The 14,176-nt window shown below is 69.9% G+C and carries 14 protein-coding genes and 1 tRNA gene; 11 read left to right on the plus strand and 4 right to left on the minus strand.

The window, feature by feature from the left end; translation table 11 throughout:
- Positions 1-58: 58 nt before the first annotated feature.
- Positions 59-430: an Asp23/Gls24 family envelope stress response protein gene (locus BLU81_RS28315; RefSeq protein ID WP_092547810.1), complete on the minus strand. Its 372-nt coding sequence runs from the start codon at positions 428-430 to the stop codon at positions 59-61.
- 237 nt (positions 431-667) lie between these two features.
- Here BLU81_RS28315 and BLU81_RS28320 point away from each other — a divergent pair, with 237 nt between their 5' ends.
- Together BLU81_RS28320 and bcp are read left to right on the plus strand one after the other, a co-directional pair.
- Positions 668-1,090 (plus strand): S-adenosylmethionine decarboxylase family protein, encoded by a 423-nt coding sequence (locus BLU81_RS28320; RefSeq protein ID WP_092547813.1) that lies wholly within the window; start codon positions 668-670, stop codon positions 1,088-1,090.
- A 20-nt stretch (positions 1,091-1,110) separates the two neighbouring features.
- On the plus strand, positions 1,111-1,587 hold the full coding sequence (bcp, locus tag BLU81_RS28325; RefSeq protein WP_092547816.1) for a thioredoxin-dependent thiol peroxidase: 477 nt from the start codon (positions 1,111-1,113) through the stop codon (positions 1,585-1,587).
- Between the two features lie 168 nt (positions 1,588-1,755).
- On the opposite strand, the gene BLU81_RS28330 is transcribed toward bcp, so the two are convergent.
- Positions 1,756-1,986, minus strand: coding sequence for a TM2 domain-containing protein (locus BLU81_RS28330; RefSeq protein ID WP_092547820.1), 231 nt, complete (start codon positions 1,984-1,986; stop codon positions 1,756-1,758).
- Positions 1,987-2,081: 95 nt separating this feature from the next.
- On the opposite strand from BLU81_RS28330, the gene BLU81_RS28335 reads away from it, so the two are divergent.
- The 3 genes from BLU81_RS28335 to BLU81_RS28345 are packed head-to-tail and all read left to right on the plus strand — an operon-like array spanning position 2,082 to position 5,079.
- Positions 2,082-2,894: an MOSC domain-containing protein gene (locus tag BLU81_RS28335; protein ID WP_092557765.1), complete on the plus strand. Its 813-nt coding sequence runs from the start codon at positions 2,082-2,084 to the stop codon at positions 2,892-2,894.
- Positions 2,895-2,931: 37 nt separating this feature from the next.
- On the plus strand, positions 2,932-4,071 hold the full coding sequence (locus BLU81_RS28340; RefSeq protein ID WP_157751817.1) for a glycosyltransferase 87 family protein: 1,140 nt from the start codon (positions 2,932-2,934) through the stop codon (positions 4,069-4,071).
- A 54-nt stretch (positions 4,072-4,125) separates the two neighbouring features.
- Positions 4,126-5,079, plus strand: coding sequence for an expansin EXLX1 family cellulose-binding protein (locus tag BLU81_RS28345; RefSeq protein ID WP_092547843.1), 954 nt, complete (start codon positions 4,126-4,128; stop codon positions 5,077-5,079).
- Positions 5,080-5,143: 64 nt separating this feature from the next.
- On the opposite strand, the gene BLU81_RS28350 is transcribed toward BLU81_RS28345, so the two are convergent.
- Positions 5,144-5,227, minus strand: a tRNA-Leu gene (locus BLU81_RS28350).
- A 217-nt stretch (positions 5,228-5,444) separates the two neighbouring features.
- Here BLU81_RS28350 and BLU81_RS28355 point away from each other — a divergent pair.
- The 6 genes from BLU81_RS28355 to hutH are packed head-to-tail and all read left to right on the plus strand — an operon-like array spanning position 5,445 to position 13,086.
- Positions 5,445-6,290, plus strand: a complete 846-nt coding sequence (locus BLU81_RS28355) for a MurR/RpiR family transcriptional regulator (RefSeq protein ID WP_092547847.1) — start codon at positions 5,445-5,447, stop codon at positions 6,288-6,290.
- Between the two features lie 11 nt (positions 6,291-6,301).
- On the plus strand, positions 6,302-7,933 hold the full coding sequence (hutU, locus tag BLU81_RS28360) for a urocanate hydratase (protein WP_092547851.1): 1,632 nt from the start codon (positions 6,302-6,304) through the stop codon (positions 7,931-7,933).
- A complete protein-coding gene (locus BLU81_RS28365; protein ID WP_092547855.1) occupies positions 7,930-9,084 on the plus strand; it encodes an allantoate amidohydrolase in 1,155 nt (384 codons plus the stop codon). The genes hutU and BLU81_RS28365 overlap by 4 nt, the downstream gene beginning before the upstream one ends.
- Positions 9,081-10,361, plus strand: coding sequence for a formimidoylglutamate deiminase (locus tag BLU81_RS28370; RefSeq protein WP_092547858.1), 1,281 nt, complete (start codon positions 9,081-9,083; stop codon positions 10,359-10,361). The genes BLU81_RS28365 and BLU81_RS28370 overlap by 4 nt, the downstream gene beginning before the upstream one ends.
- Positions 10,358-11,551, plus strand: a complete 1,194-nt coding sequence (gene hutI, locus BLU81_RS28375; protein WP_092547861.1) for an imidazolonepropionase — start codon at positions 10,358-10,360, stop codon at positions 11,549-11,551. The genes BLU81_RS28370 and hutI overlap by 4 nt, the downstream gene beginning before the upstream one ends.
- Entirely contained in the window at positions 11,551-13,086 is a 1,536-nt protein-coding gene (gene hutH / locus BLU81_RS28380; protein WP_373873324.1) for a histidine ammonia-lyase, read from the plus strand. Before hutI ends, hutH begins: the two co-directional genes overlap by 1 nt.
- Here the strand turns inward: hutH and BLU81_RS28385 are convergent.
- Positions 13,083-14,162 (minus strand): MerR family transcriptional regulator, encoded by a 1,080-nt coding sequence (locus BLU81_RS28385; RefSeq protein ID WP_092547879.1) that lies wholly within the window; start codon positions 14,160-14,162, stop codon positions 13,083-13,085. The genes hutH and BLU81_RS28385 overlap by 4 nt on opposite strands.
- Between the last annotated feature and the right edge of the window lie 14 nt (positions 14,163-14,176).

Here is a 14,176-nt window from a genome sequence, read left to right on the forward strand (position 1 = left end):
CCGGACGTCGCCGGCCTCCGGCGCGGTCAGACTCCAACCAGGTCGGACTCCGGCGGGGTCAGACTCCGGCGATGTCGTCGACGTTGACGTTGACGGCCAGGACGTTCAGGCCGTAACCCTGGAGGGCCTCGGTCACCTTCGCCTGGACCTCGGCGGTCACCTCGGCGACCACCCGGCCGGCCTCCAGCACCACGACCACGGTGACCGTGACGTCGTTGCCCACGACCTTGGCGGAGACGCCGCGGCTGCCGTCGCCGGCGGTGTCCAGGCCGACCCGGTCGAGGACGGTGTTGAAGAAGCGGGCCACGTCGCCACCGAGTTCGGCCACGCCGGGCACGGTCTTCGCGGCCGCGACGGTGATCTTCTCCACCACCTCGCCGGAGACCGTCGTCGTACTGGTCGGGATGGTGCCGTCCACAGGCTGGCTCATCGTCCTGATCTCCACTCTCGACGTGTCGGTGCGGGGAGCGTACTCAAGAACGTCCCGAGGCTGATACCCGGTGCGCAGAACCCACTGGTTTCCGTTCCCGGCAGCCATTTCGAGTGCCTGAAAACACCGGCGGGAATAGCCCGGAAAACGGAATCCATGGAAGTCGATAATTGGCACTCCACGAAGCGTGAGCTATTGCTAACGTACGGTCATCGCCATTAGCTCCGGGAGGCCACCATGGACCATTACGGTGACGAACTCACCCTCCGGCTATCCGGCCTCGCCGACACCCGGCTCCTCGACGACGATGCCGCGCTCACCCGTTTCATGCGGGACCTGGTCGACCGCATCGGCATGACCGTCATCGCCGGCCCGCTGGTCGCCACCGAGACCGGCCCGCCGGAGAAGGCCGGGAAATCGGCGGTCGTCATCCTCGCCGAATCACACGCGGCCATCCACACCTACCCGCACCTGCGTGAGGTCTTCGTCAACATCTTCTCCTGCAAACCGTTCCGCGAGTCGGACGTGCTCGACGAATTCCACCGCCTGGTCGGCGACTACCGGATCACCGAGCACACCTTCAGCCGTCGCGGCGAGGAATGGCCCCGCGACCTCACTGCCGCCCGCCGTCTGTGGAGCGCCCAGCGGATTCCCGGATGATCCGCACTATCGTCGGTCCCATGACTGACAACGTGCGTCTCAGCGCCGGCGACGCCGCGCCCGACTTCACTCTCACCACCGACACCGGGGACAGCCTGGCCCTGAAGGACCTGCGCGGGCGCAAGGTCGTGCTGTACGCCTACCCGGCCGCCATGACGCCCGGCTGCACCACCCAGGCCTGTGACTTCCGCGACAACCTCGCCTCACTGAAGTCGGCCGGTTACGAGGTCGTCGGCATCTCCCCCGACAAGCCGGCCAAACTCGCCAAGTTCCGGGAGCACGACGCCATCACGTTCCCGCTGGTCAGCGATGAGGACAAGAGCGTGCTGATCGCCTACGGCGCCTTCGGCGAGAAGCAGCTGTACGGCAAAACGGTCACCGGGGTCATCCGCTCGACATTCGTCATCGACGAGAACGGGCTGATCGAGCGGGCCCTCTACAACGTCAAGGCCACCGGCCACGTCGCGAAACTCCGCCGCGACCTCGGCCTGGACTGACCGGGGATCCCGCGGACCGGAAAAGTCAGCGGAAAGCCACATGTCCGGCCCGCTCCGGCCGATGAGGAGGTCAACCACCCCTCAGGGCCGTACGGAACCCGGACTCACGGCGGTCGTCATGCGGTAACCAACCCGCAAGGCGGCCGCCGTGCGCAATCCGAGTGCGGATCAGACCGTGACGACGCCGTTGCGCGCGTTCACTTCGCGCACCTGCGCCGGCAGGGTGAACAGGTCGATCAGAAGGCCGATGCCGAGGATGCCCAGGGTGAACAGATAGAGCACGCCCCGGCCGGTCTTGCCCAGGTAGAACTGGTGGATACCGAGGCCACCGAGGAAGAACCAGAGCAGGTAGGCGATACCGGTCTGCTTCGGCGCGACAGCCGCCACTTGCTGCGTCATATGGAGTCTCCTGGAGACAAATTGATCAATATGGAGGCGTGAGCGTAGTTGATCATGTGCTCGGCCGCGACCCCGGATATGGCACGCTGGTCGGCATGCGGATCACGGGGCTTCACACGTACCCGGTCAAGGGTTGTCACCGCCTGGACCACGACGAATCGACCGTCGAACCCTGGGGCCTCGCCCACGACCGGCGCTGGATGATCGTCGATGCCGAAGGCGTCGGGATCACTCAACGGGACACGCCCCGGCTCACCCAGCTCGCCACCCAGCCCCGCGCCGGTGGCCTTCGTCTCAGCGCCGCCGGACAGCCCGACCTGGACCAGGACGAACCGGTCGACGGCCCGAAGATCCAGGTCCGGATCTTCCGGAGCAAGACCCCCGTCCCGGCACGGATCGCCGAGACCGAGTGGATCTCCACCTTCCTCGGCCGCGACGCCCGGCTCACCTGGCAGGCCGACCCCACCACCCGCACCGTCACCGGCTTCGCCGAGCCCGACGACCGGGTCAGTTTCGCCGACGGGTACCCGGTGCTGCTCGCCAGCACCGCCTCCCTGGACGCGGTCAACGACTGGCTCGCCGAGACCGGTGACGACCCCGTCCCGATCCACCGTTTCCGGCCCAACCTGGTGCTCGACGGCGCGCCCGCCTGGGCCGAGGACGACTGGATCGGCCGGCGACTGCGGATCGGCGACACCACCTACCGGGTCGCCAAGCCATGCGACCGCTGCCGCGTCACCACCATCGATCAGGAGACCGGCGAGACCGGCCGGCAGCCGCTGCACGTCCTCGGCCGGCACCGCCGCGTCGGCAAGGGACTCCTCTTCGCGGTCAACCTCATCCCCGACCTGACAGCCGGTCAGATCGGCCACGTTCGGGTGAACGACCCGGTGGCGGTCCTCGACTAGTCTCGCCAAGGCATCCGCCCTGGAGAGAGGCATCGTCTTGTCGGCAGTCGAGAGACGCCCCTGGATCGGTCACGTCCTCTGGACGGCCACCGCGATCGTCGCCGCGGTCCAGATCTGGGGCGGTCTCCATCTCGCCTCCGGAGCCAGCCTCGCCGACCTGCGCGTCTACCTCGGCGCTCTGCAGACCCTGCACGCCGGCGGCGACCTCTACGGTTACGCCGCACCCGGCACCGGCGCGCCCTTCACCTACCCGCCGTTCGCCGCGCTGATCTTCGCCCCGCTGCCGCTCGTCCCGTTCGCCGTCGTCGCCACCCTGTGGACCGCCGGTACTCTCGCCGCCGTCGCCGGGATCGCGCGCCTGGTCAAACCCACCGGCGCCGCTCTCGCCGCCCTGGCGCTGATCGCCTCGGCACCGGTTTCCAGCAATCTGCGGTACGGGCAGATCAGCGTCTTCCTCGTGCTCATCGTCCTGCTCGACGCTCTGCACGTGGTCCCCGAGCGGTACCGCGGCATCGTCACCGGCATCGCCGGGGCCATCAAACTCACCCCGCTGATCTTCGTGCCCTACTACTGGTTCTCCGGCCAGCGGCGCACCGCCGTCACCTCGGTGGTGTCGTTCGCCGCCGCGTCCGGGATCGCCTGGCTCGTGCTGCCCACCGAATCCGCCCGCTACTGGTTCAGCACCCTCTTCAACGTCAACCGGGTCGGCAACATCAGCACCGGCGGCAACCAGTCCCTGAACGGGGTACTCCTGAGGTGGGACATCGACGACCACATCCGTACCCCGGTCGTCGCCCTGGCCGGTGCCGTCGTCGTGGTGCTCGCCCTGTGGCGTGCCGCTCGCGCCCACCGCGCCGGTGACCATCTCACCGCGGCCGTCGTCGTCGGAGCGGCCGGTCTGGTGCTCTCCCCGGTCTCCTGGACCCATCACCAGATCTGGCTGGTCCCCGCCGCCTTCCTGGCCGTCAGCCACCGGAGCAGGGTCAACCACCTCTGGACCGCCCTCGTCCTCGCGCTCATGATCCTGCCGGTGCTCTGGATCGCCGCCGGTTTCTCCGACGAACTGATCATCGGCAATGCCCGGGTCTGGCTCGCGGTAGCCGTCGCCGCCGCCGTTCCGTTCCTCCATGTGCGCGCTCCCATGACATCCTCACCACTGCGGGTGACGGCGCCTTAGGGGAGTCTTAGGAGAGTTGCCGATCGGCCGTCAAGGCGAGCAGGATGCCTGGTCGTGAGTGCTCATCGAAGGAAAATCAGCGTCCGATGGTTCGCCGCGGGCGGTGCCGCCGCTTTCGCCGGCATCCTCGGCATCGCCATGCTCCTGACGAACACCGGATCGGCCTGCGCCGCACCCCCGAGCACCACCCTCAAAACCGGCAAGGCGACTTTCTACGACCTTGCCGGTACGTCCGGCAACTGCTCGTTCGAAGTCCCGGCTGACGATCTCTACGTGGCGCTGGGACCCGACCAGTACGCCGAAGGCACCGCCTGTGGCGCCTACCTCGACGTGACCGGGCCCAAGGGCAAGGTGCGCGTCAAGGTCTTCGACAAGTGCCCCGAGTGCGCCGCCGGTCACCTGGACCTGAGCCGTACCGCGTACAAGAAGATCGGTGCCGAGATCGACGGCATCATCCCGATCAAGTACAAGCTGGTCACCAACCCCTCCACACCCGCGCCCATCTCGGTGCGGATCAAGGAGGGCGCGTCCCAGTACTGGTTCGCGGCCCGCATCGACAACCACGCCAACCTGCTGTCCTCGGTGAAGGTGTCCAGCGGCGGTGGCAGCTTCAAGTCCGCCTACCGCACCGACTTCAACTACTGGATCATCGACGCGGGCGCCGGATCAGGCCCCTACAAGCTGAAGATCACCGACGTGTACGGCAACTCCGCCACCGTCTCCGGCATCAAGATGTCCCCCGGCTCGGTCCAGAAGACATCCACCCGGATCACCGGCGGCTCCGGCACGGTGACCGAGAAGACCACCGCCACCACCACCGCTCCGGCGGCCAAGGCGACCACGTCGGCCCCCGCCACCAAGGCGAAGGCGTCCGCGTCGGCCTCAGCGGTGGCGACCACCACCGCGCCGCCGGCCCCCGCCACCGAGGCGACCACCACCGGCCCGGTCACCGACCAGCCCCTGGTCGACCTGGCCGCCGCCGAACAGTCGGCCAAGTCCTCTTGCTGACACCCGGCTCAACGAACGGCCCGGCTCACGTCTCGTGAGCCGGGCCGTTCGTTCATCTCATCGGTGCGGAAGAAGGGACTTGAACCCTCACGCCCTCTCGGGCACGGGTACCTAAAACCCGCGCGTATGCCTATTTCGCCACTTCCGCCCGTTTTGCCCACCAGGGCAAAGCGTTGTGAAGATTGTAAAGGGTCGAATGCGTCCGCGCCGCCTCGCGGACCCTCGATCTGGCCTTTACGGTGCTCGACGCACCTTTCCGGAGGATGCCGGTCCCCCGCCGAGCAGGTCGGGCACCAGGTGACGTCCGCGCCGGGCGATGGGTGAATCCCTGGCTTTCTGAAAGATTTTATGCATAAGCTTCGGATGTGAATGACGGAATCGTCAGGACGGCCGGGCGGGTGCTGGACCTCTTTCAGGGTGCACGGCTCACGCCTACTCAGCGGCGGATCGCGCAGACCCTGGTCGAGCACGCGGCCAAAGCGGCCTATCTGTCCGCGGCCGAGGTCGCCGAGCTGGCCGGGGTCAGTCAGCCGTCGGTGACCCGGTTCGCGATGGCGCTGGGGCACGCGGGCTATCCGGCGTTGCGGCGGGAACTGCGGGCGCTCACCGAGGACGCGCCGGGCGAGCCGGCCGAACAGAACGCGATGCAGCGCGCGGTGCAGGGCGAGACCGAGCACCTGCGGCGGGTGGGTGAGCAACTTCACGAGCTTTCCGGCGTACGGCGGGCTGCCTCGCTGTTGATCGAAAGCCGTCCGCTGCCGGTGCTGGGGTTGCGCGCGGCCGCACCCCTGGCCGCCTACTTCGGGTATTTCGCCGCCAAAGTGTTCCCCGGTGTCCGGGTGCTCGACGGCGGTGGGACGAGTCTGCTGGACCGGCTCGATCAGGCCCGCGCGGACGGTGCCGGTGCGATGCTGGCGATCGTGCTCCCCCGTTATCCGCGCGAGTCGGTGGAGGCCGTCCGGGAGGCGAAGGCGGCCGGGATGTCGGTGGTCGTGATCACCGATTCGGCGGTCAGCCCGGTGGCCGAGTTCGCCGACGTGACACTGCCCGCCGCGGTGGGCACGCAGCTCGTGTTCGACCTGCACACCGGCCCGATGACGATGGCGATGGTGCTGCTCCAGGCGATGTGCGACGCGGCCCCGGAGCCGGTGCAGCGGCGTCTCGAGGAGTTCGAGGCGACCGCCGCCCGGCGCAACGTATTCCTGGCGTAGGAGGAGGAGACATGTCGGAGATCAGGTCACCGCGGGGCACGGCGTACACCGCTCAAGGTTGGCCGCAAGAGGCCGCCAAGCGCATGTTGATGAACAACCTGGACCCGGAGGTGGCCGAGAGGCCGCAGGATCTCGTGGTGTACGGCGGGACCGGCAAGGCCGCCCGGGACTGGCCGTCGTTCCACGCGATCGTCCGCGAGCTGGACGTGCTCAAGGGTGACGAGACGCTGCTGGTGCAGTCCGGTAAGCCGGTCGGGGTGCTGCGCACGCACGAGTGGGCGCCGCGGGTGCTGATCGCGAACTCGAACCTGGTCGGCGACTGGGCGAACTGGCCGGAGTTCCGACGGCTGGAGCAGCTGGGCCTGACCATGTACGGCCAGATGACCGCCGGTTCGTGGATCTACATCGGCACCCAGGGCATCCTGCAGGGCACCTATGAGACGTTCGCCGCGGTGGCCGAGAAGCGGTTCGGCGGGGACCTGGCCGGAACGTTGACGCTGACCGGCGGTTGTGGCGGCATGGGCGGGGCGCAGCCACTGTCGGTGACGATGAACGGCGGGGTCTGCCTGATCGTCGACGTCGACCTGACCCGTCTGCAGCGCCGGGTCGACACCCGGTACCTGGACGTGATCGCCGACGACCTGGACCAGGCCGTCGCGCGGGCGCTCCAGGCCAAGGCGGACCGGACCGCGATCTCCATCGGGGTGGTCGGCAACGCCGCCGAGGTCTTCCCCGAGTTGCTGCGCCGCGGGGTGGCGATCGACATCGTCACCGACCAGACCAGCGCTCACGACCCGCTCAGCTACATTCCGATCGGGGTGGACCTCAACGACGCCGCGGAGTACGCCCGGACCAAGCCGGAGGAGTTCACCGACCGGTCCCGCAACAGCATGACCCGGCAGGTCGAGGCCATGGTCGGGTTCATGGACGCCGGCGCCGAGGTGTTCGACTACGGCAACTCGATCCGCGGTGAGGCGAAACTCGCCGGGTACGAGCGGGCCTTCGACTTCCCCGGGTTCGTTCCCGCGTACATCAGGCCGCTGTTCGCCGAAGGCAAGGGCCCGTTCCGGTGGGCGGCGCTCTCCGGCGATCCGGCCGACATCGCCGCCACCGACAAGGCGGTGCTCGACCTGTTCCCGGAGAACGAGCCGCTGGCCCGGTGGATCAAGATGGCCGGCGAGCGGGTCGCCTTCCAGGGGCTGCCGGCCCGGATCTGCTGGCTCGGGTACGGCGAACGCGACAAGGCCGGGGTCCGGTTCAACGACATGGTCGCGCGTGGCGAGGTGTCCGCGCCGCTGGTGATCGGGCGGGATCACCTGGACTCCGGGTCGGTGGCGTCGCCCTACCGGGAGACCGAGTCGATGCTCGACGGCTCCGACGCGATCGCCGACTGGCCGCTGCTGAACGCGCTGGTCAACACCGCTTCCGGCGCCAGTTGGGTGTCGATTCACCACGGTGGCGGGGTCGGTATCGGCCGGAGCATCCACGCCGGTCAGGTGTGTGTGGCCGACGGGACGGCACTGGCCGGGCAGAAGATCGAGCGGGTGCTGACCAACGACCCGGCGATGGGTGTGCTGCGGCACGTCGACGCGGGTTACGAGTCGCAGGCGGCCGGTGGCGTGCAGATCCCGATGTCGCGATGAGTTCCTTTGCCGAGCTCTGGGCGGAGATCGCGCCGATCGGACGGGCCGACAGTGGTGGGTATCTGCGGTTCGCGCTGACCGAACCCGAGTTGACGCTGCGTGACTGGTTTCGGGCGCAGGCTTCCAGCAGAGACATGACGGTCACCGAGGACGGGAACGGGAACCTGTTCGCGTGGCGGGGTGAGCCGTGGGCGCCCGGAACCGTGCTGACCGGGTCGCATTTCGACTCGGTGCCACACGGTGGGGGTTTTGACGGGCCGTTGGGGATCGTCAGCGCGTTCCTCGCCATCGATGAAGTGCCGAATGATCGACAAATCGGAATTGCAGCATTTGTCGAAGAGGAAGGCGGCCGATTCGGCGTACCGTGCCTAGGTTCGCGGCTTTTGACCGGAGCCATGGACCCGTCTCGGGCGGCCGCGTTGAAAGACCGCGACGGCATCTCGTTCGGCGAGGCCCTAGGCGCCACCCCCGTTGGACAGATCACCCGATTGGCCAACATCAAGGCGGTCGTCGAGCTGCACATCGAGCAAGGCATCGCACTGGAGACCCCGGTGGGAGTGGCGAGCGCGATCTGGCCGCACGGCCGCTGGCGGATGGACTTCGCCGGAGTCGGCGACCACGCCGGCACCACCCGGATGACCGACCGCCGCGACCCGATGCTGACCTTCGCCTTCACCGTGCTGGCCGCCAACAAGGAGGCCCGGCTGACCGGGGCGCACGCCACCGTCGGCCGGGTGCAGGTCGAGCCGAACGCCACGAACGCCATCCCGTCGCTGGTCCGCGGCTGGCTGGACGCCCGCGCCGCCGACTCCGGCACCCTGGACCGGCTGGTCGACGAGGTGGTGCGCAAGGCCACCGAGCGGGCCGGCCGGGACGGGACGACAGTGGCGGTGACCCCCGAGTCGGTCACGCCCGAGGTCGCGTTCGACGGGCCGCTCGCCACCCACCTCAGCAAAGTCCTCGGCGACGCGCCGATCCTGCCGACCGGAGCCGGACACGACGCCGGGGTGCTGTCCGCGCATGTGCCGACCGCGATGCTGTTCGTCCGCAACCCGACCGGGGTCTCGCACTCCCCCGCCGAACACGCCTCCGACGCCGACTGCGAAGCCGGCATCAAAGCGCTGGCCACCGTACTGACGGACCTCTCGTGAAGACCGTCTTCCACGCGCGGCACGCCTGGATCGGCGACGGGGTGGCCACCGACGTACGGCTGGAGATCGAGAACGGCCGTTTCACCGCGGTGGTCCCGGACTCGCCGGCCGACGGGGAGTCACTGCCGGGGCTGGTGCTGCCCGGTCTCGCGAACGCACACTCGCACGCCTTCCACCGGGTGCTGCGCGGGCGCACCCACAGCGGCCGGGGCAGTTTCTGGACGTGGCGGCAGCAGATGTACGAAGTCGCCGCGGCACTCGACCCGGACCGTTATCTGGCGCTGGCACGGGCCGTCTACGCCGAGATGGCCCTCGCCGGGGTGACCTGTGTGGGCGAGTTCCACTATCTGCACCACGCTCCGGGCGGGACCCGATATGCCGACCCGAACGCGATGGGGGCCGCCCTGATCCAGGCCGCCGACGAAGCCGGTATCCGGATCACGCTGCTGGACACGCTCTATCTGACCGCCGGGGTGGACGGGACTCCGCTGGAAGGGGTGCAGAAACGGTTCGGCGACGGCGACGCGGAGGCCTGGGCGCAGCGGGTGGCGGGACTCGCCGCAGGCCCGCACGCCAAGGTCGGTGCGGCGATTCATTCGGTACGGGCGGTCCCGGCCGATCAGCTGCCGGTGCTCGCCGGGCGGGGGCCGTTGCACGTGCACCTGTCCGAACAGCGGGCCGAGAACGAGCAGTGCCGGGCGGTGCACGGGTGCACGCCCACCGAGTTGCTGGACCGGTACGGCATCCTCGGGCCGGAGACCACCGCCGTGCACGCCACCCACCTCACTGACGGTGACGTGAAACTGCTCGGCGACAGTCGTACCGGCGTGTGTTTCTGCCCCACCACCGAACGCGACCTGGCCGACGGTTTCGGTCCTGCGCTACGGCTAGCCGTAGCTGGGACACCTATCAGCCTGGGCAGCGACAGCCACGCGGTGATCGATCCGTTCGAGGAGATCCGCGGTCTGGAGATGAACGAACGGCTGGCCAGCGAGAGCCGCGGCCACTTCCCGGCCGCCGCGCTGATCGCGGCCGCGGCCAACCACCGGAGCCTGGGCTGGGACGACGCGGGCGGTATCGCGCCCGGCTCACGGGCCGACCTGGTCGCGGTCTCCCTGTCGAGCGTACGAACCATCGGCGCCCGCCCCGACCAGGCGATCTTCGCGGCCACCGGAGCCGACGTCACGCACGTGATCTCCGGCGGCCGCCGGATCGTCGCCGACGGCCGGCACACCCTGGTCGACGTGCCCCACGAACTGGCGAAGGTGCTCGCATGAGCCTGGTGATCACGAACATCGGTGAGCTGGTCACCAACTCCGGCAGCGGCCGGGGCCGGCTCGGCATCGTCGAGGACGCCGCAGTGGTCGTCGCCGACGGCAAGATCGCCTGGGTCGGGTCGGCGGCCGACGCGCCGGCCGCCGACGAGCGGATCGACGCCGACGGGGCCGCGGTGCTGCCCGGATTCGTCGACAGCCACGCGCACCTGGTGTTCGCCGGGGACCGGGCGGCCGAGTTCGGGGCCCGGATGGCGGGTGAGCCGTACACCGGCGGCGGCATCCGCACCACGGTCGGCGCCACCCGCGACGCCAGCGACGACGAGCTGCGGCGCGCGGCGGGCCGCCTGGTCACCGAGATGCGGCGGCAGGGCACCACCACGATCGAGATCAAGAGTGGGTACGGGCTGGACGTCGAGCACGAGGCCCGGTCCCTGCGGATCGCCGCCGAGCTGACCAGCGAGACCACGTTCCTCGGCGCCCACGTGGTGCCGGCGGAATATCAGAACGACCCGTGGAAGTACGTGTCCCTGGTGTGCGGGCCGATGCTGGCAGCAGCCCGCCCGTACGCCAAATGGATCGACGTGTTCTGTGAGCGCGGGGCCTTCGACGAGGATCAGGCCCGTACCGTCCTGTCCGCCGGCAAGGACGCCGGGCTCGGCCTGCGGGTGCACGGCAACCAACTCGGCCCCGGACCGGGCGTCCAGCTGGCCGTCGAGATGGGCGCGGCAAGCGTGGACCACTGCACCCACCTGGACGACGCCGACGTCGAAGCGCTCGCCTCGACCGGGTTCGACTGCATGTGCGCCGACGGCGGGCACACCACCACGGTGGCGACACTGCTGCCGGGGGCCGAGTTCTCCACCCGGTCGCCCTATCCGGACGCGCGCCGGCTGCTCGACGCGGGCGTGACCGTGGCGCTGGCCACCGACTGCAACCCTGGTTCGTCGTACACCTCGTCGATGTCCTTCTGTATCGCCCTCGCCGTCCGGGAGATGCGGATGACCCCGGCCGAGGCCGTGTGGGCGGCGACCGCCGGTGGCGCGCAGGCCCTGCGCCGCGGCGACGTCGGCCGGATCGCGGTCGGTGCCCGCGCCGACCTGATGATCCTCGACGCCCCTTCGCACCTGCACCTGGCCTACCGGCCGGGCGTTCCCCTGATCCGAACCGTTCTGCACGACGGAGTGCCTTGATGATCGTCACTGTCCAGTCCACCGGGGTCACCCCCGCCGACGTGCTCGCCGTGGCCCGCACCGACGCCCGGGTCGAGATCTCCCCCGCCGCCGTCGAGGCGATGGCCGTCAGCCGCGCCATCGTCGACGGCATCGAAGCGTCCGGCCGTCCCGTCTACGGCGTCTCCACCGGGTTCGGCGCGCTCGCCAGCACGTCCATCGCACCGGAGCGCCGGGCCGAACTGCAGCACGCCCTGATCCGCTCGCACGCCGCCGGCATCGGGGCGCCGATGCCGCGCGAGGTGGTCCGGGCGATGATGCTACTGCGGGTCCGGTCGCTGGCACTCGGCCGGTCCGGGGTCCGCCCGGTGCTCGCCCAGGGCCTCGTCGATCTGCTCAACCACGACATCACCCCGTGGGTGCCGGAGCACGGCTCGCTCGGCGCGTCCGGCGACCTGGCCCCGCTCGCGCACTGCGCGATCGTGCTGCTGGGCGAGGGCTGGGTGCTCGGCAAGGACGGTTCCCGGATCGCCGGGGCCGAGGCACTGCGCACCGCCGGGCTCCAGCCGCTGGAACTGGCCGCCAAGGAAGGGCTGGCGCTGATCAACGGCACCGACGGCATGCTCGGCATGCTGCTGCTGGCGATCGCCGACGCCGCCCACCTGTTCACCATGGCCGACGTGACCGCGGCCCTGGCGATCGAGGCGATGCTCGGCACCGACCGGCCGTTCATGCCCGAACTGCACGAGATCCGCCCGCACCCCGGCCAGGCCGCGTCGGCGGCGAACATCCATCGCTTGCTGCAGGGCTCGGCCATCATGGACTCGCACCGTGACGACCTGGCGCACGCGGTCCAGGACGCCTATTCGATGCGCTGCGCCCCGCAGGTGGCCGGCGCGGCCCGGGACACTCTCGACTTCGCTCGGCTGCTGAGTTCCCGCGAACTGGTGTCGGTGGTCGACAACCCGGTGGTGCTGCCGGACGGGCGGGTCGAGTCGACCGGCAACTTCCACGGGGCGCCGCTCGGTTTCGCCGCCGACTTCCTGGCCATCGCCGCCGCCGAGGTCGGTGCCATCTCGGAACGCCGCGTCGACCGGCTCCTGGACGTGACCCGCAACCGGGACCTGCCACCGTTCCTGTCCCCGGACGCCGGGGTCAACTCGGGGCTGATGATCGCCCAGTACACGGCGGCCGGAATCGTCGCGGAGAACCGGCGGCTCGCCTCACCGGCCTCGGTGGACTCGCTGCCCACCAGCGGCATGCAGGAGGACCACGTGTCGATGGGCTGGGCCGCGGCCAAGAAGCTGCGAACCGTCCTGGACAACCTGACCAGCCTGCTCGCCGTCGAACTGCTGTCGGCGGTCCGCGGCATCCAGCTGCGAGCGCCGCTCACCCCGTCGCCGGCCGGGCGGGCGGCACTGGACGTGGTCACGCCGTTCGCCGGGGCGCCCGGACCGGACCGGTTCCTGGCCCCGGTGCTGGAACAGGTCCGGACCGTCATCGCCGGCCCGGACCTGCGGATCCTGATCGAGAACCAGGTCGGAGCCCTGGACTAGGCCTTGCGGGAGTCTGCGGGCTCCAGGTGGACGACGTCGGCGATCACACCGGCGACGTTGTCCTCAGCTCCGGCGTCGTACGCCCGGGTGATCAGCTCGTCGAGGGTCTGACGAGGGTCGCCCGGGCCGGACAGCACCTCCCGCAGGTCGTTCGCGGGCACGGCCGCCGTCAGGCCGTCGGAGCAGAGCAGGTAGCGATCCCCGGCCGCGGCCTCGTGCAGCGACAGGTCGGGGGTCGTGTCACCGGTGCCGGTCAAGGCTTTGACCAGCAAGGACCGCTGCGGGTGTACGGCTGCCTCATCCTCGGTGAGCTGACCCTGGTCCACTAGCGACCGCACGTAGGTGTGGTCGACGGTGATCAGGCTCAGCTCCCCGTCGCGCAGCCGGTAGGCCCTGGTGTCGCCGATGTGCGCCAGGGCCAGTCGTGACCCCGACCAGTACAGCGCGGTCAGGGTGGTAACCCCGTCCCCTACTGCCTTCTGGGCATCCCGAACCGCCTCGGCCAGTGCTCCCAGCAGGTCGTCGGCCGGCACCGTCTCCAATGGCTTCAGCGCGTCGACGGCGACCGCGCTCGCCCGATCCCCGCCCGGCCCCCGCATCCCGTCGGCGACCGCGATCAACCGCGGCCCGGCGTACGCGATGTCCTCGTTGCTGTCCCGCACCGGCCCCGCCTCGGATCGCGCCGCGTACCGAATCCCGAGATTTCCCATCGCACTTCCCCTTCCGGACAAATGGTCGACGAGGAAACCGGCCAGCCGGCCTCGATCAGCGGTCTCCGCCAGCACCCGCTCCCAGTAGGTGCCGATCGCCACCGCCGCTTCCGCAGCGGGCAGGTCGCACACCTGCCGGATCGACGCCAGCGGCATCCCGAGCCGCCGCAGCCAGGCGATCAGCCGCGCCTTCTCCAGCTGATCCGGACCGTAGAACCGATAGCCCGACTCGCCGTCGACGGCCGCCGGCGGCAGCAGCCCCAGCTCGTCGTAGAGCCGCAGCGCCTTCGGCGACAGCCGGGCCGCCCGCGCGAACGCCCCGATCGTCAACAGTTCCCGCACGCCGCCTCCTCGTCCCGGCCCCATCGGCCGGTGCAAGG

It is taken from the genome of Actinoplanes derwentensis (assembly GCF_900104725.1).
GTDB classification, from domain to species: domain Bacteria; phylum Actinomycetota; class Actinomycetes; order Mycobacteriales; family Micromonosporaceae; genus Actinoplanes; species Actinoplanes derwentensis.

Excerpts from the sequence above, each read along its gene's own strand:
- hutH (WP_373873324.1), top strand. The coding sequence starts at position 11,551 with ATGATCGTCACTGTCCAGTCCACCGGGGTCACCCCCGCCGACGTGCTC.
- bcp (WP_092547816.1), top strand. The coding sequence starts at position 1,111 with ATGACTGACAACGTGCGTCTCAGCGCCGGCGACGCCGCGCCCGACTTC.
- BLU81_RS28385 (WP_092547879.1), bottom strand. The coding sequence starts at position 14,162 with ATGGGGCCGGGACGAGGAGGCGGCGTGCGGGAACTGTTGACGATCGGG.
- BLU81_RS28365 (WP_092547855.1), top strand. The coding sequence starts at position 7,930 with ATGAGTTCCTTTGCCGAGCTCTGGGCGGAGATCGCGCCGATCGGACGG.
- hutI (WP_092547861.1), top strand. The coding sequence starts at position 10,358 with ATGAGCCTGGTGATCACGAACATCGGTGAGCTGGTCACCAACTCCGGC.
- BLU81_RS28335 (WP_092557765.1), top strand. The coding sequence starts at position 2,082 with ATGCGGATCACGGGGCTTCACACGTACCCGGTCAAGGGTTGTCACCGC.
- BLU81_RS28320 (WP_092547813.1), top strand. The coding sequence starts at position 668 with ATGGACCATTACGGTGACGAACTCACCCTCCGGCTATCCGGCCTCGCC.
- BLU81_RS28315 (WP_092547810.1), bottom strand. The coding sequence starts at position 430 with ATGAGCCAGCCTGTGGACGGCACCATCCCGACCAGTACGACGACGGTC.
- hutU (WP_092547851.1), top strand. The coding sequence starts at position 6,302 with ATGTCGGAGATCAGGTCACCGCGGGGCACGGCGTACACCGCTCAAGGT.
- BLU81_RS28330 (WP_092547820.1), bottom strand. The coding sequence starts at position 1,986 with ATGACGCAGCAAGTGGCGGCTGTCGCGCCGAAGCAGACCGGTATCGCC.